Annotated in this window: 22 protein-coding genes, 1 tRNA gene and 1 other RNA gene; 9 read left to right on the forward strand and 15 right to left on the reverse strand. The window is 70.0% G+C overall.

The window, feature by feature from the left end; translation table 11 throughout:
• Positions 1-41: 41 nt before the first annotated feature.
• The 6 genes from AC2DFQ_RS03555 to AC2DFQ_RS03580 form a co-directional block, all read right to left on the reverse strand.
• Complete coding sequence (locus AC2DFQ_RS03555; protein ID WP_484532962.1) at positions 42-323, reverse strand: hypothetical protein; 282 nt, start codon at positions 321-323, stop codon at positions 42-44.
• On the reverse strand, positions 307-801 hold the full coding sequence (locus tag AC2DFQ_RS03560) for a hypothetical protein (protein ID WP_484532963.1): 495 nt from the start codon (positions 799-801) through the stop codon (positions 307-309). The genes AC2DFQ_RS03555 and AC2DFQ_RS03560 overlap by 17 nt, the downstream gene beginning before the upstream one ends.
• A gap of 106 nt (positions 802-907) precedes the next feature.
• Positions 908-1,291, reverse strand: an RNA gene (gene rnpB, locus AC2DFQ_RS03565) — RNase P RNA component class A.
• A gap of 39 nt (positions 1,292-1,330) precedes the next feature.
• Positions 1,331-3,046, reverse strand: a complete 1,716-nt coding sequence (locus AC2DFQ_RS03570) for a bifunctional 3'-5' exonuclease/DNA polymerase (RefSeq protein WP_484532964.1) — start codon at positions 3,044-3,046, stop codon at positions 1,331-1,333.
• Positions 3,033-3,473, reverse strand: coding sequence for a reverse transcriptase-like protein (locus AC2DFQ_RS03575; RefSeq protein ID WP_484509207.1), 441 nt, complete (start codon positions 3,471-3,473; stop codon positions 3,033-3,035). Before AC2DFQ_RS03575 ends, AC2DFQ_RS03570 begins: the two co-directional genes overlap by 14 nt.
• Positions 3,470-4,201, reverse strand: a complete 732-nt coding sequence (locus AC2DFQ_RS03580) for a zinc ribbon domain-containing protein (protein WP_484532965.1) — start codon at positions 4,199-4,201, stop codon at positions 3,470-3,472. Before AC2DFQ_RS03580 ends, AC2DFQ_RS03575 begins: the two co-directional genes overlap by 4 nt.
• 86 nt (positions 4,202-4,287) lie before the next feature.
• Here AC2DFQ_RS03580 and AC2DFQ_RS03585 point away from each other — a divergent pair, with 86 nt between their 5' ends.
• Positions 4,288-5,784, forward strand: coding sequence for a deoxyguanosinetriphosphate triphosphohydrolase family protein (locus AC2DFQ_RS03585; protein ID WP_484532966.1), 1,497 nt, complete (start codon positions 4,288-4,290; stop codon positions 5,782-5,784).
• Between the two features lie 21 nt (positions 5,785-5,805).
• Here AC2DFQ_RS03585 and AC2DFQ_RS03590 read toward each other — a convergent pair.
• Positions 5,806-5,878, reverse strand: a tRNA-Val gene (locus AC2DFQ_RS03590).
• A 60-nt stretch (positions 5,879-5,938) separates the two neighbouring features.
• Between AC2DFQ_RS03590 and AC2DFQ_RS03595 the strand changes: the two genes are divergently transcribed.
• Positions 5,939-6,562: a bifunctional 4-hydroxy-2-oxoglutarate aldolase/2-dehydro-3-deoxy-phosphogluconate aldolase gene (locus AC2DFQ_RS03595; RefSeq protein ID WP_484532967.1), complete on the forward strand. Its 624-nt coding sequence runs from the start codon at positions 5,939-5,941 to the stop codon at positions 6,560-6,562.
• A complete protein-coding gene (locus tag AC2DFQ_RS03600; RefSeq protein ID WP_484532968.1) occupies positions 6,559-7,512 on the forward strand; it encodes a sugar kinase in 954 nt (317 codons plus the stop codon). Before AC2DFQ_RS03595 ends, AC2DFQ_RS03600 begins: the two co-directional genes overlap by 4 nt.
• Before the next feature lie 9 nt (positions 7,513-7,521).
• Here the strand turns inward: AC2DFQ_RS03600 and AC2DFQ_RS03605 are convergent, their stop codons facing one another.
• Genes AC2DFQ_RS03605 through AC2DFQ_RS03625 form a run of 5 tightly spaced genes read right to left on the reverse strand, consistent with a single transcriptional unit; the run spans position 7,522 to position 12,840 of the window.
• Positions 7,522-8,274 (reverse strand): IclR family transcriptional regulator, encoded by a 753-nt coding sequence (locus tag AC2DFQ_RS03605; protein ID WP_484509202.1) that lies wholly within the window; start codon positions 8,272-8,274, stop codon positions 7,522-7,524.
• Positions 8,275-8,304: 30 nt separating this feature from the next.
• Positions 8,305-9,069 carry an SDR family NAD(P)-dependent oxidoreductase gene (locus AC2DFQ_RS03610; protein ID WP_484509201.1) on the reverse strand — a complete coding sequence of 255 codons (765 nt, stop codon included), beginning with the start codon at positions 9,067-9,069 and terminating at the stop codon, positions 8,305-8,307.
• Entirely contained in the window at positions 9,066-10,424 is a 1,359-nt protein-coding gene (locus tag AC2DFQ_RS03615) for a mannitol dehydrogenase family protein (RefSeq protein WP_484532969.1), read from the reverse strand. The genes AC2DFQ_RS03610 and AC2DFQ_RS03615 overlap by 4 nt, the downstream gene beginning before the upstream one ends.
• A complete protein-coding gene (locus AC2DFQ_RS03620; RefSeq protein WP_484509199.1) occupies positions 10,421-11,776 on the reverse strand; it encodes an MFS transporter in 1,356 nt (451 codons plus the stop codon). The genes AC2DFQ_RS03615 and AC2DFQ_RS03620 overlap by 4 nt, the downstream gene beginning before the upstream one ends.
• Positions 11,773-12,840: an Ldh family oxidoreductase gene (locus tag AC2DFQ_RS03625; RefSeq protein WP_484532970.1), complete on the reverse strand. Its 1,068-nt coding sequence runs from the start codon at positions 12,838-12,840 to the stop codon at positions 11,773-11,775. Before AC2DFQ_RS03625 ends, AC2DFQ_RS03620 begins: the two co-directional genes overlap by 4 nt.
• Positions 12,841-13,104: 264 nt before the next feature.
• Here AC2DFQ_RS03625 and aceE point away from each other — a divergent pair, with 264 nt between their 5' ends.
• The 6 genes from aceE (at position 13,105) to AC2DFQ_RS03655 (ending at position 20,678) form a co-directional block, all read left to right on the forward strand.
• Positions 13,105-15,831, forward strand: a complete 2,727-nt coding sequence (gene aceE, locus AC2DFQ_RS03630) for a pyruvate dehydrogenase (acetyl-transferring), homodimeric type (RefSeq protein ID WP_484509197.1) — start codon at positions 13,105-13,107, stop codon at positions 15,829-15,831.
• 7 nt (positions 15,832-15,838) lie between these two features.
• Positions 15,839-17,059 (forward strand): PucR family transcriptional regulator, encoded by a 1,221-nt coding sequence (locus AC2DFQ_RS03635; protein ID WP_484532971.1) that lies wholly within the window; start codon positions 15,839-15,841, stop codon positions 17,057-17,059.
• An 82-nt stretch (positions 17,060-17,141) separates the two neighbouring features.
• Positions 17,142-18,062 carry an ACP S-malonyltransferase gene (locus AC2DFQ_RS03640; RefSeq protein ID WP_484509195.1) on the forward strand — a complete coding sequence of 307 codons (921 nt, stop codon included), beginning with the start codon at positions 17,142-17,144 and terminating at the stop codon, positions 18,060-18,062.
• Positions 18,059-19,060 carry a beta-ketoacyl-ACP synthase III gene (locus AC2DFQ_RS03645; protein ID WP_484509194.1) on the forward strand — a complete coding sequence of 334 codons (1,002 nt, stop codon included), beginning with the start codon at positions 18,059-18,061 and terminating at the stop codon, positions 19,058-19,060. The genes AC2DFQ_RS03640 and AC2DFQ_RS03645 overlap by 4 nt, the downstream gene beginning before the upstream one ends.
• A 75-nt stretch (positions 19,061-19,135) precedes the next feature.
• The gene (locus AC2DFQ_RS03650) at positions 19,136-19,384 is read left to right on the forward strand and encodes an acyl carrier protein (protein ID WP_124293295.1); all 249 of its coding nucleotides are present in this window, start codon (positions 19,136-19,138) and stop codon (positions 19,382-19,384) included.
• Positions 19,385-19,439: 55 nt separating this feature from the next.
• Positions 19,440-20,678 (forward strand): beta-ketoacyl-[acyl-carrier-protein] synthase family protein, encoded by a 1,239-nt coding sequence (locus AC2DFQ_RS03655; protein WP_484532972.1) that lies wholly within the window; start codon positions 19,440-19,442, stop codon positions 20,676-20,678.
• Positions 20,679-20,816: 138 nt separating this feature from the next.
• Here AC2DFQ_RS03655 and AC2DFQ_RS03660 read toward each other — a convergent pair whose 3' ends face one another.
• The 3 genes from AC2DFQ_RS03660 to AC2DFQ_RS03670 form a co-directional block, all read right to left on the reverse strand.
• Positions 20,817-21,320: a DUF3145 domain-containing protein gene (locus AC2DFQ_RS03660; protein WP_484509192.1), complete on the reverse strand. Its 504-nt coding sequence runs from the start codon at positions 21,318-21,320 to the stop codon at positions 20,817-20,819.
• Positions 21,321-21,483: 163 nt separating this feature from the next.
• The gene (locus AC2DFQ_RS03665; RefSeq protein WP_484509191.1) at positions 21,484-22,008 is read right to left on the reverse strand and encodes a DUF1269 domain-containing protein; all 525 of its coding nucleotides are present in this window, start codon (positions 22,006-22,008) and stop codon (positions 21,484-21,486) included.
• Positions 22,005-22,532: an Hsp20/alpha crystallin family protein gene (locus tag AC2DFQ_RS03670; protein ID WP_484532973.1), complete on the reverse strand. Its 528-nt coding sequence runs from the start codon at positions 22,530-22,532 to the stop codon at positions 22,005-22,007. Before AC2DFQ_RS03670 ends, AC2DFQ_RS03665 begins: the two co-directional genes overlap by 4 nt.
• Between the last annotated feature and the right edge of the window lie 102 nt (positions 22,533-22,634).

Genomic DNA, 22,634 nt, shown 5'->3' on the forward strand with positions numbered 1-22,634 from the left:
CGAATTCGGCAGGCCCGCGACCTTCGGTGGTCTCTGGAGAGCTACGCGAACATCTGGCGCAGCACGTTCAGGTCTCCCGCGTCGAGCGCCTGCGCGATCACGTCGGCATGGGCCGGGTTCGGGAACAGGCCCGACAGACCGTCGGCGAAGATCGTGCGCATGGCGTCGATGTCGCCTGCAGCGGCTGCAGCGCTCATCGCCTCCACGGCGAGCTGGTAGGGAATCTGCTGGTATCCGGCGGGCGCGTTGTCCGGGCTGAAGTATGGCACCCACGGGATCGAGCTGTCCGGGTGAAGCAGCAGCACCTCACCCGGCTGGATCATTCGAGTGTGGTTGCATCGCGATGGCCAGCGCGTTCGCGATGCAGAACCGCTCACCGATGGCGTACAGCGCGTCGCCGGGCGCGACGGTGTAGGTCACGATCCGGCCGCCGTCGTCCAGGCCCGCGGTGCCCGCGGCGAGGTCGCGTGCTCCTCGGTCCACCAGGTCCCCGCTCAGGCTCGCGCTCATCCCGCCGACGTGGAGCCATTCCGGGTCCTCGCACCCGGCAGGACTGCCCTTCGGGATCGCGGTGCCGTTCCCGACGTACACATAGCCGTCGCCCAGCTCATCAGTCATGGTCTTGCCGGTCAGGTCCTCCCCCGCGGTCGCCAGTTCCTCGCTCGGCTCCTCCGTCGGCTGGAAGATCGCCCAGGACGACGCCTCGGCGTAGACGGCCGATACGGTCGGCGCGGCGAGGGCGATGAGGCCGCCGACGACGAGCACCGTGACTCCGGCGGCGACCTTGGCGGCGGCGTGCATGTGGACGACGGTACTGGGCCCAGGTACTCCGAAGCCAGAGTCGATCATGTACCCGCGGGCTCGGTTGGGGCGGACCGGGGCGAGGTGCGGACCTCACCGAACTAAGCGAATGGGCCGGCCTGTACGCCGGGTTCTGTCCGGGAGCCGAAGCTCCGTGGACGGTCATCTCTCTCGGCGACACGTTGCCGTGCCGCTCCAGCGGTCTACCCGAGGACTCGGCGAGCCGCGTCAACATCCTCTGTCTGACCTTGCTCCGGGCGAGGTTTACCTTGCGAGCCGTGTCACCACGGCCCCGGTGGTCTCTTACACCACCGTTTCACCCTTACCGCGGCCGACCCTTCGATGAACTGAGGGACCGGTGCGGCGGTCTGTTTTCTGTGGCACTGTCTCGCGGATTGCTCCGGGTGGGTGTTACCCACCGCCCTGCCCTGTGGAGCCCGGACGTTCCTCGGCGCGGGAAACCCCGCTACGCGACCGTCCAGCCGACCCATTCGCACCGCCGACTATAGCGGGGTGCGCTGTGCGACGCTCAGTCCTTCGCGGCGCTGTCGGCGATGCGCAGGTCCAACGGGAAGTCCACCGGAAAGTCACCGAACAGCAGACGGCCCGCGGATGCGGCGGCCTCGGTCACGCACGTGGCGACCTCATCGGCGTATCCGAGGGGGGTGTGCACGATGATCTCGTCGTGCAGGTAGAAGGCCAGATGCGGGCGACGGGCGAATCCCGGACCTGATCGAGGCGCCCCGTCCTCCTCCGGCACCTCGGGAAGCGCCGCCAGCCTGCCGCGCAGGTCGGCGAGCCACGCGAGGGCCCACTCCGCGGCCGTGCCCTGCACGACGAAGTTGCGCGTGAACCTCCCTCGGTCGCGCGCCGACCGCCGGGCCTGCGCCTGGTCGGCCTCGCTCGCCTCGGCACCGGTCGCCTGCGACTGCGCCTGCGCCCATCCCCCCGACGGCGACGGCGACGTGCGGCCGAGCCAGGTGGAGACCGACCCGCCGTCCTCACCGATGCGGGCGGCGTCATCCACCAACCGCATGGCACGCGGGAACGCTGTGCGCAGGCGCGGCACGAGGCGTCCGCTGTCGCCGCTGGTGGCGCCGTACATGGCACCGAGCAGCGCGACCTTCGCTTCCGCACGCGAGGCGAGCGCACCACGAGCCACGATCCCCTCGTACAGATCCCGGCCGCGCGCCGCCTCCGCCAGAGCGGTGTCACGGGCCATCGCAGCGAGAATCCGCGGTTCCAGCTGCGCGACGTCGGCGATGACCAGGCACCACCCCGGATCGGCGCGGACGGCCGCGCGCAGCTGGCGCGGGATCTGCAGGGCGCCCCCGCCGGACGACGCCCACCGGCCGGTCACTACTCCTGCCGGCACGTAGACCGGTCGGAAGCGCCCGTCGTGCACCCACTCCGCCAGCCACGCCCATCCGTTCGCGGTGTACAACCGCATCAGCTTCTTGTACTCGATCAGCGGTGCGATGGCGGGATGCTCGTGCCGCTGGAGTTCCCACCGGCTGGTGGATTCCACCAGGATGCCGGCACGGTGAAGAGCCCGCAGGAGCTTGGGCTGGGAGTCGAGGCTCGTCGCCCTGTCTCCGAGCGCGGCCCGAACATCGTCCGCGTGCCGCTGCAGCTGCTCGGGAAGCCCTCCGCCCGTCCGCTCCCCCAGCATCCGCCGCAGAATCGCGTCGTGCTCCGCCGGGTCCCACGGAAGACCGGCTGCGCGCAGCTCGCACGCCAGCAGCGCGCCGGCGGACTCCGCCGCGATCAGCAGGCGGAGAGGCCCGGGGGTGTGAGCACGCGCCAGAGCGTGCTGCTGGCGAGCGAACTCCGCCAGCACCGAGGTGAGGTCGCCGGGCACACCGTCCGCGCGCTCACCGATGTCGAAGAGGGCGGCGTCATCCGAGCGGTGCTCGGCCACCGGCGCATCCCATGCCCGCGCCGCGCGCAGGTCGGCGTCGTCGGTGACCGCCGCGGCGTCACGCAGGATCGCGTGTGTCAGTCGCAGGTCGTGTGCGCGGGCCACCCGCACCCCGGCCGCCAGGAGGGAGTCGTACCACGCCGGGGTGTCGTGCCACACCCATCGCGGTGCGTCCGCTCGCTCCCGAGCCGCCACCCAGCTGCTCAGCCCGGCCTGGTCGACCTCGCTGCGCCGCTGTTCCGCGCCACTGTCGGCCAGCTCGACAGCGACGATGCGGTCGCCCGCGCGAGCGAGGACGATCCAGGCGGGCTCAGGCCTGTCCACCGGGCTCGACGTCGCGGCGGAAGCTCTCCCGGCGGTCCATGGCCTCGTTGGCCGCCTTGTCGGCGCGGGCGTTGGAGAGCCGCGGAACCCATTCGTAGGTCACGGGGCGGCCGGCCACGATCGCGTGCGCCTTCTGCACCAGCTGCTGCATGGCGGGATGCTTCACCTTCCAGCGCCCCGTCATCTGCTCCACGACGAGCTTGGAATCCATCCGCACGTGCACGGTGGCGTCCGGGTCGCGGTCATAGGCGGCAGCAAGGCCGGCGAGCAGCCCGTTGTACTCGGCGACGTTGTTGCTGGCGATGCCGACGTAGACGCCGAGCTCGGAGACGACACGGCCCTCGGCATCGATCACGACCGCACCGCCTGCGGCCACTCCCGGATTGCCGCGCGAGCCGCCGTCGGCTTCGACCACGAGGGTCGTCACAGACCCGATTCCTCCGTGCGCACGAGGATCGCCCCGCACTCAGGACAGGTCACCACAGCAGTGGCCGCGGCCTGGCGCACCGCGCTGAGATCGGTGCCCGAGAGCACCATCCGGCACGACTCGCAGGTGCCGCGGCGAAGGAGCGCCGCGGCGGTTCCCCGGGTCGCGATGCGGTCGTACAGCGCGAGCAGGTCGGCCGGGACAGCGCCGGCGATGGCGGCCCGATCGCGCTGGGCGGTGTCGAAGTCGCGCGTCGCGTCGGCGACGGCGGCTTTGGCTTCGGCGCTCAGCCGGCCGCCCTCGTCGTTGACCTCGGTGATCAGCTTCTCCGCCGCGGCGACGGCGCTGTCCGCCGCTTCGAGGCGTTCCATCACCGACAGCTCCGCGTCCTCGAGATCGCTCTTCCGGCGAGCGAGCGAGGCGAGCTCGTTCTCCAGGCCCTGCGCCTCCTTGGCGTTGGCGCTCGTTGCCAGCCGTTGCGCGTCGCGTTCGGCCCGCGCATCCACGACGGCGACATCCGCTTCGATCCGAGCCAGCTCGGCGCGGAGATCGTCGCGGGTGCCGGCGAGGCGGCTCAGCTCCTGCGTGTGCGTCATGCGCTGGGCCAGCAGCGCCTGCACGCGCGCGGCCTGCGGCGGATTGGTCCGGGCCGCATCGGCGCGGCGGATGCGCACATCGAGGTCGGCGAGATCGAGCAATCGGCGCTGGTCGGCAGGGTCGGCGTTCACTCGACCAACCTACCTCCGCCCCGTGACACGCCGAGAGCCGCGGCCTCGCCCCTCCCTTCACAAGGCGACTGGCTACACTTCCGGCCATGACCGCCGACGACGACACCACGGGGCGTGTGCACCCCGAGCAGGACCGGAATCTCGGCGATCCGTTCGCGCTGGATCTTCAGCGCATCCAGTTCTCCCCCTATTTCTCCCGGCTGTCCGCGGTCACGCAGGTGGTGTCTCCGTCGATCTCCGGTGCACCGGTCCACAACCGCCTGACGCACACCTTGAAGGTGAGTGCGATCGCCCGTGCCGTGGCGTTGCAACTCAACGACCGTTCCCGCCGAACGGGCGGGAACGATATCTGCGACGTCACCGTCGTGGAGTGCGCTGCCCACGCGCACGATCTCGGGCACCCGCCGTTCGGTCATCTGGGCGAGTCGGTGCTCAACCGTGTTGCCCGGGAGGACCTCGGGCTTCGCGACGGCTTCGAAGGCAACGCCCAGACCTACCGCATCCTGACGGCTCTCGACGTCACCGAACACGTTCCGCAGGGCCTCAACCTCACGGCGGCGGTGCGGGCCGCCACCGCGAAGTATCCCTGGACGCCCTCCGTCCGTCTCGCTCAACGCGCAGAGCACGGCCTCCCCCGCGGGATGAGAGCTCGCTCCGACGGAGGCGTGAGCATCTTCAAGTACTCGGCGTACGACATCGACGGGGCCGACCTCGAGCAGGCCCGATCCCACCTCGCGATCCCACCGCTCCGCCAGTCCGTCGAAGGCGCGGTTATGGATATCGCCGATGACATCGCCTACTCCGTGCACGACGTCGACGACTTCTATCGCGCGGGCATCCTGAACCATGCACCGATCGCGGCGGAGTTCGATGGCTGGTTGGCCGCGCCCGACCAGTGGCGACGGGCTGATGCCGCAGACCTCCGTGGCGACACCGCCCACGGGGCGGCCCTGGAGCGCGTCCGACGCAAGATGCGACGCGACGACGCGTGGATCGCGGAGGACGATGCCTTCCACGACGCGGTCGCGACGGTCCACAGGGAGCTCGTCGAAGAGCTCCTCGCTCGCCCGTTCGACGGCTCGCTGACGGCCGAACGCCAGCTTGCGACATTCACCGACCGCTGGATCCGAGCCCTCGAAGTCTCGGTGGTGGCGACCACGGCCGAGGACGCGCGGTCGGGCCCCGTGCGGTTGTCGCCGACGGCCTGGCATCACGTCGAGGTCTTGAAGTTCGTGCACAAGCACTTCGTCCTGAGCAGACCCGACCTGACGATCTACCAGCGGGGGCTCGGCCGCGTGCTCACCCGTTCGGTCCATGCACTCGTCGAGTGGCTGGAGGACGAGCGCGATCGCGACCGGGCGCCTCGGCGTCTGCGCGAACTCATCGAGCTCGCCCGCCACGGGTATGAACGCGCACAGACCGACGAGGACACGCGCCTGCCCAGCGACGAGGTGCACCGTCTGTCGCAGGCGCGAGGGATCCTCGACTACGTCGCATCGTTGACCGACGCTCAGGCGACGGCGTTCTCGGAGGCGATCTCGGGCCGGACCGATCGGCTGTGGTCGCTCGGTCAGGGTCTCTGAAGAAGACGGGAAATCGCGGTGTGGGCCCTGCCGGGATCGAACCGACGACATCCACGGTGTAAACGTGGCGCTCTACCAGCTGAGCTAAAGGCCCGCCCTTCGAGTCTATGGGCACCCCGTCGACATGCCGCGCGAAGCGTCCTAGGCTGGTTTCGTGGAACGATACGACATCCCGCCTGACGGAACCAACGTGTTCGGAGCGCTGGAGGCCGCGTGGGCGACGACGCCGTTGCTCCCCGTGCTCAGGACCGCAGACGCCGCCCAAGCGGTCGCCCATGCGCGACTGCTGGCCGATGCCGGCCTTCGAACCATCGAGCTCACCGCCACCACCCCGGAGTGGCGAAGCGCCCTGGAGGAACTCCGCTCGCTGGACATCCTCCTGGGCCTGGGCACGGTCGTGGATGCGGAGACCGCTGAGGCCGCGCTCGACTCCGGGGCGGACTTCCTCGTCTCACCCCGTCTGGCCCCCGACGTCCGCGCCATCGCGGCCGGGCGGGGCATCCCCTTCATCGAGGGCGGATTCACCCCGACCGAACTGGCCACGGCGCTGGAGGGCGGAATCGCCAAGCTCTTCCCCGCACACGTGGGCGGACCGGAGTACCTGCGCAGCGTGCTCGCCGTGGTCCCCGGGTCGCGGATCGTTCCGACCGGCGGCATCGAGATGGACGAGGTGGACGAGTGGCTCGCGGCAGGGGCAGTGGCCGTCGGAGTGGGGTCCGCTCTCATCCGCCGGCTCGCCGACGACCCGAACGCGGTATCGGGGCTCGTGAACCGATGAGCGGAGCCATCGAGGTGCTCGTCGTCGGAGAGCCGCTGGTGGAGCTGTCCGCATCGTCGCCACTGGACACCGCAGACACCTTCTCGCTGTCGTTCTCGGGTGATGCCCTCAACTCTGCCGCCGCCGCGGCTGCCGCGGGTGCGCACACCGCCGTCCTCACGCGCCTCGGCGAGGACGAGGTGAGCGGTCGCCTCCGGCGGTACATGGGCGCCCTCGGCATCGACACCCGGCATGTCATGGCGGCCTCGGAGCACACCGGGGCCTATCTCGTCGGAGCAGACCCGCAGGGCACTCGCGACTTCGTCTACCTGCGGGCCGGGTCCGCGGCATCCCGGCTGTCGCCGGGCGACCTGGATCGGCTGGTGCTGTCCGAGGTGAAGGTGCTCCTGGTCAGCGGCATCACGATGGCGATCTCCGAGTCGGCAGCGGCGACGGTGCTCCGCGCCGTGCGGGAGGTCTCGGAGGCCGGGGGCCGGGTCATCTACGACCCCAACTTCCGCCGTCGCCTGACGAGCGTCGACGCCGCACGCGAGGCGTTCCGGGCGATCGCACCCCACTGTCATCTCGTCCTCCCGTCCTGCCCCACCGACAGCGGCGCCCTCCTGGACACCGATGATCCCCTCACCGCCGCCGAGCGAGCCCTCGAACTGGGAGCAGCCAACGTCTGCGTCACCCAGGGGGCGGCGGGCGTGCTCTATCACGATGGAACGCGCGTGCGCCGGGTCCCGCCCTCGGCCGCTCCGGTCATCGTCGACGCGACAGGCGCCGGGGACGTCTTCGCCGGGACGCTCGCGGCGTGCCTGTCACGCGGCCCCCTCGACGAGGACGTCATCACGCTCGCGGGCGCCGCTGCGGCGCTCTCACTGCGCGGGCAGGGCGGAACCGGGCACCTGCCGACCCTGGCCGAGACGCAGGAGCACGCGGCGACCGCGGCACGCTCGGCGTCGTGAGCGCAGGGCTCAGGACCAGCCGATGCTCTCGGATACTTCCCGCGCCGTTTGGGCGACCAGCGGGCCGGCCAGCTCGGGCGGCATCTCCTCGAGGTCGCTGACCAGCTGGGAAACGCTCACGGCGGCGACGACGCGGCCCGTCGCGTCTCGCACGGCAGCACCGACGCACACCACCCCCATCTCGTTCTCCTCGTCGTCGAGGGCCCACCCGCGACCCGCGGAGACATCGAGATCCGTGGCGAGCGCGTCCAGCGTGGTGCGCGTGTTCGGGGTGCGCTTGGCCTGCCCGGTACGGGTCACGATCTCTCGCACGTCCGGACGCGGGAGGCCGGCCAGGAGCGCTTTGCCGATGGCGGTGCAGTGGAGCGGAATCGACATTCCGATACGCGACGCCATCCGATAGGGCTTGCTGGCTTCGAGCTTGCGCACGTAAATAGCCTCGTCGCCGGCGAGCACCGCGAGATGGACGGTGGCCCCGGTTCGAGCCCGCAGGCGCTCCAGAGCCGGATCGGCGCTGGAGAAGGTGTCCAGGCGACCGAACACCCGCCCAGCCAGACCCATCAGTTTCGGGCCGGGCAGGTAGCCGCCGGCGTCGTCGATGGTGCAGAATCCCGATCGCACCAGATCCTGCAGGATGCGGTGCACGCTCGATTTCGGCAACCCGGTGGCGTTCACCAGGTCCGCGAATCGGCGGTGATCGCCTAGGGCTTCGAGGACGGCGAGCACCTTCGAGGTCGCGTTGCCGCGCTGCCCATCGTCCACTACTGCCTCCCCCGACACTCTAGAACGGTGTCAGTACGTTACGTGCTTGCCCCCGTCGACGATGACATCGACCCCGGTCACCCCTCGTGCGCCGACGAGACCCACGACCGCCTCGGCCACGTCCTCCGGGCCGAGCGTCCGCGCGAGAGGCGCGACGGCGCGCTCGCGCGCGGCTATTTCGGCGAAGGCGTCGCCATGGTGATCGAGCTGCCACCGCGTCGACACGGTGCCGGGCGATACCGAATTCACGCGGATCTCCGGACCGAGGGTGGCGGCCAGGGTGCGCGTCAGCTGGAGGAGCGCCGCCTTGCTGACCCCGTAGGGGATGGATGACCCGATGCCGCGATAGGCGGAGATCGAGGCGATGTTGATGATGACGCCGTCACTGGCCCTCAGCAGACCGGCGAACGCACGGGCGGTGCGGAAGGCGGCGATGACATTGACGCTGAGCAGTTCGCTCCAGGTGTCCTCGTCGAGCGCGTCGAGGTCATCCATCGGGATCCACCGCGTCGTGCCGGCGTTGTTGACGAGCACGTCGCAGCGGCCGAACTCCTCCTCGCAGCGCTTCGCCAACTCCCGCACCTGCGCGTCGTCACGCACGTCGGTGCGTACCGCGATGATCTGCGCCCCCGCCTCCTGGAGCCGGCTCACCGTCTGCTGAGCAGCGTCGGCGGAGCCGTTGTAGGTGATGACGAGCCGCGTGAAGCCCGCCGCGTGAAGACCCTCGGCGATCGCTGCGCCGATGCCCGTCCCGCCGCCGGTGATGACCGCGACGCGGTCGGAGTTCTCGGTCATGATTCTCCTTGGTCGAGCAGTTCGGTCACGGCGGCATGCGCCCCCCACCGTGTGAGTGTGTCCCGTCTGTCCGCCACCGCGGCGATGAATGCGGCCGGGGCGGCGTTGTCCAGACCCGCTGCTTCCACGATCGTCCGCGCCTGGTCCAACGGAGTACCGGGCCTGAGCAGGCCGGGCTCCCGCACGAGTCCGCGCGCGGCGCACTCCGCCCAAGCGGCGAGGCAGAGGGCGAGCCACTGGCCGCCGCGCCCGTGCTCGGAGGCGTATTCCAGCGGAGCGGCCAGACGTTGGGCGAGCTTATGGGCACCCCCGGCGGCGATCTGGTCGAGACGGTGGTCGATGCGCGGGTTGGCGAAGCGCCGTACCGATGATTCCGATTCGGCGGCGGGCGAGATGCCGGGACTCTCGGGGATGGCGGGAATGAGGTCGTCCGCGAAAGCGGACTCCAGCCCTCGGCGGAGCACCGAATCGTCGACGGCGGCGTGCGTGGTGGTGTGGCCGACGAGGAGGCCCAGGTAGGCCAGGAGAGAGTGCGGCGCATTCACCAGGTTCAGCTTGACCGCCTGCCACGGCGCGACGTCGTCCACGAACAGCGCGCCCGCGCGCTCCCACCGCGGGCGGCCCGCGGCGAAGTCGTCCTGAAGGATCCAGCGGAAGAAGGGCTCCGTGGCCACCAGCCCCCCGTCGTCCGCACCGGTGGCGCGCTGCGCCTCACGCACGGTCTCGTCCGTCGGTGCGGGGACGATCCGGTCGACGACGGCGTTGGGGAACGCCGCGCTCTCCGCGAGCCACTGGGCCGCGCGAGCCTCGCCGCGCGCCTCGGCGAACTCCACGGCGAGGGAGCGGAGCACCTCGCCGCCGTTGAGGATGTTGTCGCACACGACGAAGCTGACGGCTCCGGCTCCCGTGCGCTCGCGTTCGCGCGCGGTGGCCACGACCTGCCCGATAAGGCTCCGCGTGCCCCCATCGTCCAGGTCGTCGGCGATGACGTTCCGGTCGAGTGCCCCGTCGGGCGTCCGCGGGTACCCCGCTTCGGTGGCGGTGATCGTGACGACCTCCGTGCGGCGGTCGGCGAGGGCGGCGAGAAGCGCCTCCGGCTCACGCCGGGCGACGATGCCGCCGGTCACGACCTCCACCCGCTCCGCCCTGGCGCCCTCGGCATCGGCCTCCACCACCGTGTACGCCCAGTGGTTGTCGCGCAGCGATCCGATCACTTCCTCGGATCGCTGCGCGACGGCCACCACCCCCCAGCTGTCGGGGTCGCCCGCCTGCCCGGCACGCGCGGTGCCCACCCAGGTGTGGGCGCGGGCGAACGCACCCGCGCCCAGGTGCACCTGCGTCCGTGACGGCGTCATCGCGGCTGGGGGTCGCCCGGTCCGAGGTCCTCGATGTCGACGTCCTTGCCCTCTTTCGCAGCGGCGAACGCCACGAGCGAGACCAGGGAGAGGAAGACGAACAGCCCCGCGATCAGCCACGGCTCCCCTCCGAGTTGCGCCTGGAGCCCGGCGGCCACAAGCGGCGTGAACCCGGCGAGGGCGGCACCGATCTCCCGCGACGTCGCGAACCCGGAGTAGCGCACCCGAGCGCCGAACAGCTCGGCGTAGAACGCCGGCTGCACCGCGATCATCGGTGCAAGCCCGAGAGACGTGGCCAGCAGAAGCGCGAGCCAGATCAGGATGGGCTCGCCGGTCTCGATGAGAAGCCAGAACGGGAAGGCGAAAGCCGCCGTGAAGATGACGCTGAAGAGGTTCAGGGGCTTTCGGCCGATGCGGTCGGAGAGCGCGCCGTAGACCGGCTGCAACGCGATCACGACCACCGAGAAGATGATCACGCCCGTCAGGGCCGTCGACCGCGGGAGCCCCAGGGTGCCGGTGACGTAGCTCACGACGAAGGTCGCGCAGAGGTAGACCAGGGCGGTGTCGGCGATGTGTGCGCCGATGCCGATGAGCATGTTCTTCGGGTACTGGCGCACCGCATCCAGGACGGGCAGCTTGACCATCTTCTGCGTCTTGCGCATCTCGAGGAAGATCGGGGACTCCTCCACCCGCAGGCGCACGTACAGGGCGACGCCGATGAGCGCGAAGCTGAACAGGAACGGGATGCGCCACCCCCACGACAGCAGCACGTCGTCGGGCATCGTGCCGACGATCAGGAAGACGACGGTGCCGAGCAGGAGCCCGATCTGCACGCCGGTCTGCGCGAACGACGTGAAGAACCCGCGCCTCGCGTGCGGCGCGTGTTCGGCGAGCAGAGTGGATGCTCCGCCGAACTCCGCGCCGGCACCCAGACCCTGAGCGACCCGGAGGATCACGAGGAAGAGCGGGGCCAGCAGGCCGACCGACTCGTAGGTGGGAAGCAATCCGATGACGCCGGTGGACACCCCCATCACGAGGGTGGTGATGACCAGGGTGGCGCGGCGCCCGATCCGGTCGCCGATGTGCCCGAAGAGGATGCCGCCGAGAGGGCGGAAGACGAACCCGACGCCGAAGGTGGCGAAAGCGAGGATCGCCCCGATCGCAGGGTCGCTGTCGGGGAAGAACAGCGGCGCGAACACCAGCGCGGACGCGGTGCCGTAGATGAAGAAGTCGTACCACTCCAGTGCGGTTCCGACCACGGATCCGAAGACCACACGGCGCAGGTCGCGTGGGCTGGTCGGTGTGGTCCGTGGCGCGGTCGCGGCAGCATTGCCGCTGGGTGAAGAGCTCATGCTCGGTTCTCCTCGTTGAGGGTGGACAGGGGGGAGACGTTCTGCTCGCCGGCGAGTTGATCGAGCGCGTCGACCGTGCCGGGGGCAATGGTTATTCCGGAGGCGAGGCGCTGCCTGCGGGTGTTCCATTCGGGCTCGCCGGGCATCAGGATGCCGGAGGATCCTTCGGCGGGTTCCGACCCGTGGACGCGCTCGCGGAGCTGTTCCACCTCGGCGGAGAAGGTGTCCACGTCGACGAACGCCGCCACATCCAGGGCGATCAGGACGGTGCCGAACGTTCCGTCGTAACCCGCGGAACTGCCGCTGCCCGTCCCGCTCAGCAGCCCGGCGACGATGTCGGCGATGAGGCCCAGTCCGTACCCCTTGTGGCCGCCGAACGGAAGGAGGGCGCCCCCCGCGTAGAAATCCCGGGGGTCGGTGGTGCTCCGGCCTTCGGAGTCGACGATGAGCCCCTCGGCGATCGGCGCACTGTTGGCCACCGAGACGGCGAGCTTCCCCTCGGCCGTCGCCGACGTGGCGAAGTCGACGACCACGGGCGCGGTACCGCCCGCGCCCGGGACGGCCCATGCGAGCGGATTGGTGCCCAGCAGGCGGGTGCGACCACCCCACGCGGCGACGGTCGGGTCTGCATTGGCGAGTGCGAATCCGACCAGACCTCGCGCCGCCATCCGCTCGACGTACTCCCCCAGCCGCCCCACGTGCTGGCAGCGGCTGAGCACAGCGGTCGCGATGCCGTAACGGGCAGCGCGGTCGGCGGCCTCGTCCGCTCCGAGGCGGGCGGTCACCTGCCCGAACGCGTTCGCCCCGTCGATGCGCGCGGCGGCAGGTGCCGAAGACTCGAGCACCACGGGAGTGGCCGCGGGGTCGAGTTTGCCCTCCCGGATGAGGCGCGCGTACGGGGCGAGGCGACGGACTCCATGAGAATCGTGACCGCGTAGGTCGGCTTCGACCAGCGAGCCCGCGACGGGGTCCGCCGTGTCTGCCGGCGCACCGAGCGACTCCAGGAGCGCGCGGGCCCAGGCGGCCAGCCGGTCGGCGTCGAGGACCACTGCGTTCTCGTTCACGGGGGACACCTTCGTCAATCGCGGATCTTATGTTCCGTGAGGCAGAACTCGGTTCCGTCTCACGTCAGACGTTACCGGTCTCCACCCGCCAGGTAAAGGGGCGACACGGCGCGATCCGTCAGCGGTGCGCGTGTCGGTCCATGCCGTCCGGATCTCTCCCGACTCGCTAGGCTGGGAGAGGTGCGTTGTACACCGCGGACAACGCCTTGCGCGCACCCTTGGCGATTCCCTGGCATGATCTGCCAGCCGTAGAAAGGCCTTCCCGTGACTGTTCACGATCAGGATCCGTACTCGCAGGATGCGCTCGACAGCGACCCCGATGAGACCGCGGAGTGGCAGGAGTCGCTCCAGCAGCTGGTCAAGGCCAAGGGACACGGCCGTGGTCGCGAGATCATGCTGAGCCTGCTGAAGGCCTCCAAAGACCTTCACCTCGGCGTGCCGATGGTCCCCACCACCGACTACATCAACACCATCGCGCCCGAGAACGAGCCCGAGTTCCCCGGGGACGAGGAGGTCGAACGCCGCTACCGTGCGTGGGTCCGTTGGAACGCCGCGATCACCGTCCACCGTGCACAGCGGCCGGGAATCGGAGTCGGCGGCCACATCTCGACCTACGCGTCATCCGCCGCCCTCTACGAAGTGGGCTTCAACCACTTCTTCCGCGGGCACGATCACCCCTCCGGCGGCGACCAGATCTTCATCCAGGGCCACGCCTCCCCCGGCACCTACGCACGGGCATTCCTCGAGGGCCGTCTCAGCGAAGCCCAGCTCGACGGATTCCGCCAGGAGAAGTCCGCGGCGCCCAACGGCATCCCCTCCTACCCGCATCCGCGCCTGATGTCGGAGTTCTGGCAGTTCCCGACCGTGTCGATGGGGCTCGGCCCCATCAACGCCATCTACCAGGCGATGACCAACAAGTACCTCACCAACCGCGGCATCAAGGATGCCGGTGACTCGCACGTCTGGGCGTTCCTCGGCGACGGCGAGATGGATGAGGTGGAAAGCCGCGGCCAGCTGCAGGTCGCCGCCAACGAGGGCCTGGACAACCTCACTTTCATCGTCAATGCGAACCTGCAGCGCCTGGACGGCCCGGTGCGCGGTAACGGCAAGATCATCCAGGAGCTGGAGAGCTTCTTCCGGGGTGCCGGCTGGAACGTCATCAAGGTCGTGTGGGGCCGCGAGTGGGACGACCTGCTCAAGCGTGACACCGACGGCGCACTGCTGAACCTCATGAACGTGACGCCCGACGGCGACTACCAGACCTACAAGGCCGAAAGCGGCGCGTACGTCCGCGAGAACTTCTTCGGCCGCGACGAGCGCGCCGCCGCTCTCGTCAAGGACTACACCGACGAGCAGATCTGGAACCTCAAGCGCGGCGGCCACGACTACCGGAAGGTGTACGCGGCTTTCAAGGCCGCCGTCGAGCACAAGGGCCAGCCCACCGTCATCATCGCCAAGACCATCAAGGGCTACGGTCTGGGTCCGCATTTCGAGGGCCGCAACGCGACCCACCAGATGAAGAAGATGACCCTCGATGACCTCAAGCTCTTCCGCGACGCGATGCACATCCCCATCAGCGACGCCAAGCTCGAGGAGAACCCCTACCTTCCGCCGTACTACAACCCGGGTGCGCAGGACGAGACGATCCAGTATCTCCTGGAGCGGCGCCGGTCACTCGGCGGCTTCCTCCCCGAGCGTCGCTCGCACCACGTCGGGCTGACCCTCCCCGGGGACGACGCGTATGCGCTGCCGAAGAAGGGGTCGGGCACGCAGGAAGTGGCCACCACCATGGCCTTCGTGCGTCTACTCAAGGACCTGCTGCGAGCGAAGGACTTCGGCCACCGCATCGTGCCGATCATCCCCGACGAAGCGCGCACCTTCGGGATGGACGCCTACTTCCCGACCGCGAAGATCTACAACCCCAACGGTCAGCACTACACCTCCGTCGACCGCGAGCTGCTCCTGGCGTACAAGGAGAGTCCGCAGGGCCAGATCATCCACGTGGGGATCAACGAGGCGGGCGCCCTCGCCGCCTTCACCGGGACCGGCACGTCGTACGCGACGCACGGCGAGCCGCTCATCCCGGTCTACGTCTTCTACTCCATGTTCGGGTTCCAGCGCACCGGTGATGCCCTGTGGGCCGCCGGCGACCAGATGGCGCGCGGCTTCCTGATCGGGGCCACCGCCGGGCGCACGACGCTGACCGGCGAGGGGCTGCAGCACGCCGACGGCCACTCGCCGCTGCTGGCATCCACCAACCCCGCCGTGGTCACCTACGACCCCGCCTACGGGTACGAGATCGCCCACATCGTCCGCTCCGGTATCGAGCGGATGTATGGCGGCAACCACCCGGATCCGAACGTCATGTACTACCTGACGGTGTACAACGAGCCGATCGTGCAGCCGGTAGAGCCCGAGGGTGTGGATGTCGACGGGATCGTCCGCGGCATCCACCGCATCTCCGCCGGCGAGGGCGACGGCGCGCGCGCACAGATCCTCGCGTCTGGTGTGGGTGTGCCGTGGGCGCTCGAGGCGCAGAAGCTCCTCAGGGAGGACTGGGGCGTCGGAGCGGACGTGTGGTCGGTCACCTCGTGGGGTGAACTGCGCCGCGACGGTCTGGCCGCCGACGAGCACAACTTCCTCCGCCCCGAGGATGCGCCGAAGACGGCGTACATCACGGACAAGCTCGCGGGAGCCCCCGGCCCGGTCGTCGCCGTGAGCGACTTCGAGCACGCGGTGCAGGAGCAGATCCGCCCCTGGGTGCAGCACAACTTCCACACCCTCGGCGCAGACGGTTTCGGATTCTCCGACACCCGTCCGGCGGCCCGTCGGTTCTTCAACATCGACGGCCCCTCCATCGTGGTCAAGACGCTCCAGGCGCTGGCGGCCGAAGGGGCCGTTGACGCAGGGCTGTCGGCGCAGGCCATCGAGAAGTACCGTCTGCACGATGTGACGGCCGGCACGAGTGGGAACGCCGGCGGGGAGAGCTGACCTCGGGATGGACGCGCGCAGCGCCACCCCGGCGGACAAGGCCGAGACGCTCGCGTGGTTGCGTCGTATTTCGGGCGATCTCGCTACAGCGACGATCAACCGGCTGCAGGAGTCGCTCCCCTGGTACGCCGAGATGCCACCGGCCCGCCGCTCCGCGGTGGGCCTGGTGGCACAGGCAGGGATCACGTCGTTCATCCAGTGGTACGACGACCCGACGTCCACTCCCTGGATCGCCGCCGACATCTTCGCCGCGGCGCCTCGTGAGCTGCTGCGCAGCGTCAGCCTGCAGCAGACGCTGCAGCTGATCCGGGCGACGGTCGAGGTGACCGAGGAACGCGTCAAGGGGCGAAGCGGCAATGTCCGCGACGCGATCCTGCTGTACTCCCGCGAAGTCGCCTTCGCCGCCGCCGACGTCTACGCGCGCGCAGCCGAAGCACGCGGCCTATGGGATGCGCGCCTGGAGGCGCTCGTCGTCGACTCGATCCTCACCGGCGAGGCCGACGAGGAGCTCCCCAGCCGCATCGCCGCCCTCGGCTGGCACGGCCATGGCGAGGTCGCCGTCCTCGTGGGTACCACTCCCCCACAGCTGGACGTGGATCAGTTGCGCCGCACGGCACGCAAGCTCGGCGTGGACGTCCTCATCGGCGTGCAGGGGATCCGCCTGGTCCTGGTCGTCGGCCGAGCCCAGGCCGCCCGTACCGAGGACGCTGCGCCGGAGCTGCCGTTCCCCGAGATCGCCCGACGACTGGAACCCGGCTTCGGTGAAGGCCACCTCGTGCTGGGGCCGACCGTTCCCGCCCTCGTCGACGCCGGCCAGAGCGCCCGTGCGGCCCTCGCCGGGTTCGCGGTGGCGCGCGCCTGGCGCGGCGCCCCCCGGCCCGTCGATGCCGACGACCTGCTTCCCGAGCGTGCGCTGGCGGGCGATCCCCTGGCCAAGCAAACCCTGGTCGAGCGGATCTACCGACCGCTCCAGACCCACAGCACCGACCTGGTCTCGACGCTGTGGAGCTACCTGGACAACGGCCGGTCGCTGGAAGCGACCGCGCGCGAACTGTTCGTCCACCCCAACACCGTCCGCTACCGCCTCAAGCGGGTGTCGGAGGTGATCGGGTGGGATGCGACCGGTCCTCGCGAGGCACTCATCCTCCAGACCGCGCTCATCCTGGGCGCCATCGGCACCGACGCCACCCGTCGCCGCCCCACCACCCTGCGTCGGGCGGCGCACTGATGTGGGTTAGGCACAAAGGTTCTGCCCATTCTTGTCCGGCGATCTCCGAAGGTCGCCCTCCGATCCTTGACAGGATGGAACGATGATCATCGCCGTCTTCCCCGGACAGGGTTCGCAGACTCCCGGCTTCCTTGCTCCCTGGCTCGAGGTGGACGGGACGCGCGACCGTCTCGAGCGCTACTCGGACGCGGCCGGAATCGACCTCGTGGCCGCCGGTACGCAGTGGGACGCCGACCAGATCCGCGACACGAAGATCGCTCAGCCCCTCATCGTCGCCGCGAGCCTGGTGTCGTGGGCGACCGTGACCGCGTCCGCCGGCACTCGCCCTGATGGCGTCGCCGGTCACTCCGTGGGCGAGATCGCCGCACTCGTGGCGTCGGGGGTGCTCTCGGACGATGAGGGGATGCGCCTGGTCGCCCTCCGCGGGCGGGCGATGGCGGACGCTGCCGCTCTCGAACAGACCGGCATGAGCGCGATCGTCGGCGGAGACGCGGACGAGGTCACCGCCCGCCTCCAGAACCTCGACCTCACCCCGGCCAATCACAACGGCGGCGGACAGATCGTCGCGGCGGGGAGCCTGCCGGCATTGGCCGAACTCGCCGACACGCCGGTCGCGGGCAGCCGCGTCATCCCCCTGCGGGTGGCCGGCGCCTTCCACACCCGCTACATGGAGCCCGCCGTGGCGGCCCTGCGCTCCGCCGCGAACGGCCTGTCCCCCGCCCACCCGGACACGACCCTGTGGACGAACGCCGACGGCTCGGTCGTCTCGGACGGCCGTACCGCCCTGGACCTCCTCGTCGCCCAGGTGGCCTCCCCGGTGCGCTGGGACCTGTGCATGGAGTCGTTCGGCGCGCACGGCGTCACCGGCATCATCGAACTCGCGCCCGCCGGTGCCCTCACGGGGCTCGCGAAGCGCGGCCTCCGTGGCACACCCACCGTCGCGGTGAAGACACCCGACGACATCGCTGCAGCCGTTGCGCTGCTGAAGGGAGAGGCAGCATGACCGCCGTCCTCACGCAGCCCCAGGGTCCGGCGCACACCCGGATCTACTCCTACGGTGCCGCCCGCGGCGAGCGGGTCGTGCCCAACGACGACCTCGTCGGGCCGATCGACTCCAGCGACGAGTGGATTCAGCAGCGCACGGGGATCATCACGCGCGTGCGCGCCGAGGCGACCACCTCGGCGATCGATCTCGCCGCCGATGCGGCGGCGGAGGCCATCGAGCGGTCCGGGGTCCCCGCGTCCGAGATCGACGCCGTCATCGTGGCCACGGTCAGCAACCCCAAGCAGACGCCGTCGGTGTCGGCCATCGTCGCAGACCGGATCGGGGCCACCCCCGCCGCCGCATACGACGTCAACGCCGCCTGTGCGGGATTCGCCTACGCCGTCGCCCAAGCCGACGCCCTCATCCGCGGGGGCATCATCCGCCACGCGGTCGTGGTCGGCGCCGAGAAGCTCAGCGACATCGTGGACCCCACCGACCGCAGCATCTCCTTCCTCCTCGGCGACGGGGCGGGCGCCGTCGTGATCGGCCCCAGCGACACGCCCGGGATTGGCCCCACGGTCTGGGGCTCCGACGGGTCGAAGTCGGACGCGGTGGGCATGAACCACACCCTCATCGAGTTCCGCGACGGCCTCGCCCCCTGGCCCACCCTGCGCCAGGAGGGACCCACGGTGTTCCGGTGGGCCGTCTGGGAGATGGTCAAGGTGGCGCGCCAGGCGCTGGAGGCCGCCGGCGTCGAGGCCTCCGATCTCGCGGCGTTCGTGCCCCACCAGGCCAACATGCGCATCATCGACGAGTTCGCCAAGCAGCTCGGCCTTCCCGACACGGTCGTCATCGGCCGCGACATCGCCACGACGGGCAATACGTCCGCGGCGTCGATCCCGCTGGCCACGCACCGCCTCCTCGAGGAGCACCCCGAAGTCAGCGGCGGCCTGGTGCTGCAGATCGGCTTCGGAGCCGGACTCGTCTTCGGCGCGCAGGTCGTCGTCCTCCCGTAGCCCCCGCGACCCGGACCCTAGACTGAACAGGGCCCTGCGGGGCTCGCGAACCCGAAGAACGAACAGGAGAAACCCATGGCATTCACCAACGACGAGGTCCTCGCCGGACTCGCCGAACTGATCACGGACGAGACCGGAATCTCGGCCGACGAGGTCGCGCTGGAGAAGTCCTTCACGGATGACCTCGACATCGATTCGATCTCGATGATGACGATCGTCGTGAACGCCGAGGAGAAGTTCGGTGTGACCATTCCCGACGACGAGGTCAAGAACCTCAAGACCGTCGGCGACGCGGTGACCTACATCACGTCGAACCAGGCGTAACCGTTTCCTCCGGTGGGGGCTCGCCCCCACCGGCTCCCCCCTGAGGATCCTTCATATGAGCACCTCCCGCATCGTCGTCACCGGCATCGGCGCGTCCACCCCCATCGGCGGGACCGCACCGGAGAGCTGGTCCGCGCTGCTCGCCGGGGAATCCGGCGCGCACACCCTCGAGCACGACTGGGTCGATGAGTACCAGCTCCCGGTCACCTTCGCGGCAGAGGCGATGGTGCGCCCCGACAGTGTGCTCGAACGCCCCGTCGCCAAGCGACTGGACCCCGCGTCGCAGCTGGCTCTGGTGGCCGCAATGGAGGCCTGGGCCGACGCGGGGAGCCCCGAGGTGGACCCCGAGCGCCTCGGTGTGGACTTCGCCACCGGCATCGGCGGCGTCTGGACCCTGCTGGATGCCTGGGACACGCTGCGCGAGAAGGGCCCGCGCCGCGTCATGCCGATGACGGTGCCCATGCTCATGCCCAACGCCGCTGCCGGCAACCTCTCCCTGCACTTCGGCGCGCGCGCGTATGCACGCACGGTCGCCAGCGCGTGCGCCTCCAGTACCGAGTCGATCGTCAACGCCCTCGAGCATCTCCGCGCCGGCCATGCCGACATCGTGATCGCCGGTGGGACGGAGTCGGCGATCCACCCGATCACCCTGGCCGCGTTCTCCTCGATGCAGGCGCTGTCGCGCCGCAACGATTCGCCCGAGACCGCATCGCGTCCCGGCAGCATCGATCGCGACGGTTTCGTGATGGCCGAGGGAGCCGCCGCGCTGGTCCTCGAGACGGAAGAGCACGCCCGGGCACGCGGCGCACAGATCTACGGCGTGCTGGTCGGCGGCGGCGTCACCGCCGATTCCTACCACATCACTGCGAACGACCCGGAAGGCCATGGCGCAGCCCGGGCCGTGCGTCTGGCCCTCGAGATGGCGGATGCATCGCCGGACGACGTCACGCACATCAACGCGCACGCCACTTCCACCCCGGTGGGTGACCCGAACGAGTACCAGGCGCTGCGCTTGGTGTTCGGGTCTCGCGTCGATGACATCCCGCTTTCCGCGACCAAGGCGTCGACGGGTCACCTGCTCGGCGGAACCGGCGCGCTGGAGGCGATCTTCACGGTGCTCGCTCTGCGCGACCGGGTGGCACCGCCGACGATCAACCTCACCGAGCAGGATCCGGACGTGCCCTTCGCCATCACCGGCACACCGGTTGAACTGGGCGGCGGAGACCACCTCGCCATCAGCAACTCCTTCGGTTTCGGCGGGCACAACGCCGTGGTGGCGTTCGCGAGCGTCTGACACCCCGCCTCACCACGAAGACCCCGCGCCTTCGGGCGCGGGGTCTTCGTGATATCGGGCGAGGACACGATGTCCCGGCCGCCGGGAAGACTCACCGGCGTCCGGTACCCACGCGTCGCTCGGCCCGAAGCCTGCGGGTCACCCCACTTTGTGCAACCAGACCACGGATGCGTCGTCGCTGGCGTGGCGGAACGGCTCGAGCTCCTCGTCCCACGCCGCGCCGAGGGCGACCTCCAGTTCGTGGCGGAGTTCCATGGGGTCGCCGGCAGCCACCTCCATCGCGTACCGGAGGCGGTCCTCCCCGATCACCACGTTTCCCGCGGAGTCGGTCTGGGCGTAGTGGATGCCGAGCCCGGGCGTGTGCATCCAGCGTCCGCCGTCGCTGCGCGGGGTCGGGTCCTCTGTTACTTCGAACCGCAGGTGCTCCCACCCGCGGATCGACGTCGCCAGAGCGGCGCCGGTTCCCACCGGGCCCTCCCAGTAGAACTCCGTCCGACGGGCGCCGGTGAGTACCGGCTGATCCGTCCACTCGAAGTTCACGGCGCGGCCCAGGCTGCGGCCCACCGCCCACTCGAGGTGTGGGCACAACGCGCGCGGCGCAGAGTGAATCAGAATCACCCCGCGCGAAAACGTGCTCGCCATCGTCTCTCCTTCGTCAGGTACGTCTTCCCCTACGACCTGACCGGGATACCGGCGTTTTCAGTTGTGCTGCCGCCATTATCGCCGTCCGGTGCCGGAATCACAAGGACGCGCGCCGAAGCCGTCGGAGACGGCCACGTTCCACACTCCGCGCCGATGTGCGCGGTCAGCAGGTGACTGGGATCGCCTCGACGATCATCTCGTCGCCGCTGTGGACCGCGTCCACCACCCGCTCGTAGGCGCCCTTTTCGATGGCCGTGCTGGCGGTCTTGCTCGCGCCCTGCAATCCCGCGTCGGAGCGGTGCAGGTAGACGTCGTCGACGACGGCGACGATCGCGGACGACCCCGCCGGCAGCCACTCCGCGGCGTCCATCCCGAACTGCTTCTCCTCGTGGCTCTCGTCGACCGCGCCCGCGTCCGCGTCGAGGGGTACGCCGACGCCCGCCGAGGGCAGGAGCCCCGGGGCGAACAGGCCCACCACCAGGCCGGCGACAGCCGTAGGCGCAGTGCCGTACACAGCGAGCCTCCCTCCGTGCTCTGTCACTTCGACCCGGCCCCCCGGGTCGCTCGTGAGCACCACCGCGGCGACCACGTTGAGGTCGTCGGCTGACTTCATCTCCGCGAAATCACCCTGCGCCGACGCTTCGTCGTCGAAGCAGGCGACGAGCAGTGAGTAGCTGGGGTCCATCATGCGTCCTTTCCGTGGACCCACCTTCCGCCGCGTTCGCCGGGTTCGGCCAGAGCAAAAGGTCCTGGCAGCTGAGGGACCGGGCTGGACGCCGGGGGTGCGTCGCCGTTGTAGCCGACCGCGATGTCACGAGCCGCCGCGCCGCCGGCCAGTGGCACTCGGATCCGCAGGATGCCGTCGGCGAAGACGGCATCCAGCGCTCGGAGATCGAAGTGGTCGGGAAGGGAGATCGCGTGATACAACTCCCCCGCCGACTCCCGCGTCACGTAGCGACGGTGCCGATGCTCGCCTTCCCGCTCCTCCGCCTCGACCACGACTCCGCCGTGGTGGACCCGCACGGTGATCTCCCGCTCCCGGAAATGGGGCAGGTGGATCTCGATCACGAGAGACTCGTCGCTCCCCGTGTAGATGTCGGTGGTCGGCGGCTGCGCGCACGACTGCGCGGCGTCGTGCCGCGCTTCGCCGTCGCCTTCCCACCGCACCCGCACTCCCGACTCGCATCGTCCGCATCCGCGCACGCGGAGCACAGCACCACTGTCTGCGACGGACGACGCGGGAGCCAGGGGCCTTGGTCCTTCCGGCGTTCACCTACCAGGCCGTCGCGGGCGCAGGTGCCGCGCAGCTCGTTC

This window comes from Microbacterium sp. Z11_20 (assembly GCF_057197605.1).

Coding starts and splice junctions, on each gene's coding strand:
- AC2DFQ_RS03555 (WP_484532962.1), bottom strand. CDS start 323: ATGATCCAGCCGGGTGAGGTGCTGCTGCTTCACCCGGACAGCTCGATC.
- AC2DFQ_RS03560 (WP_484532963.1), bottom strand. CDS start 801: ATGCACGCCGCCGCCAAGGTCGCCGCCGGAGTCACGGTGCTCGTCGTC.
- AC2DFQ_RS03585 (WP_484532966.1), top strand. CDS start 4,288: ATGACCGCCGACGACGACACCACGGGGCGTGTGCACCCCGAGCAGGAC.
- AC2DFQ_RS03600 (WP_484532968.1), top strand. CDS start 6,559: ATGAGCGGAGCCATCGAGGTGCTCGTCGTCGGAGAGCCGCTGGTGGAG.
- AC2DFQ_RS03610 (WP_484509201.1), bottom strand. CDS start 9,069: ATGACCGAGAACTCCGACCGCGTCGCGGTCATCACCGGCGGCGGGACG.
- AC2DFQ_RS03615 (WP_484532969.1), bottom strand. CDS start 10,424: ATGACGCCGTCACGGACGCAGGTGCACCTGGGCGCGGGTGCGTTCGCC.
- AC2DFQ_RS03620 (WP_484509199.1), bottom strand. CDS start 11,776: ATGAGCTCTTCACCCAGCGGCAATGCTGCCGCGACCGCGCCACGGACC.
- AC2DFQ_RS03635 (WP_484532971.1), top strand. CDS start 15,839: ATGGACGCGCGCAGCGCCACCCCGGCGGACAAGGCCGAGACGCTCGCG.
- AC2DFQ_RS03640 (WP_484509195.1), top strand. CDS start 17,142: ATGATCATCGCCGTCTTCCCCGGACAGGGTTCGCAGACTCCCGGCTTC.
- AC2DFQ_RS03645 (WP_484509194.1), top strand. CDS start 18,059: ATGACCGCCGTCCTCACGCAGCCCCAGGGTCCGGCGCACACCCGGATC.
- AC2DFQ_RS03650 (WP_124293295.1), top strand. CDS start 19,136: ATGGCATTCACCAACGACGAGGTCCTCGCCGGACTCGCCGAACTGATC.
- AC2DFQ_RS03655 (WP_484532972.1), top strand. CDS start 19,440: ATGAGCACCTCCCGCATCGTCGTCACCGGCATCGGCGCGTCCACCCCC.
- AC2DFQ_RS03660 (WP_484509192.1), bottom strand. CDS start 21,320: ATGGCGAGCACGTTTTCGCGCGGGGTGATTCTGATTCACTCTGCGCCG.
- AC2DFQ_RS03665 (WP_484509191.1), bottom strand. CDS start 22,008: ATGATGGACCCCAGCTACTCACTGCTCGTCGCCTGCTTCGACGACGAA.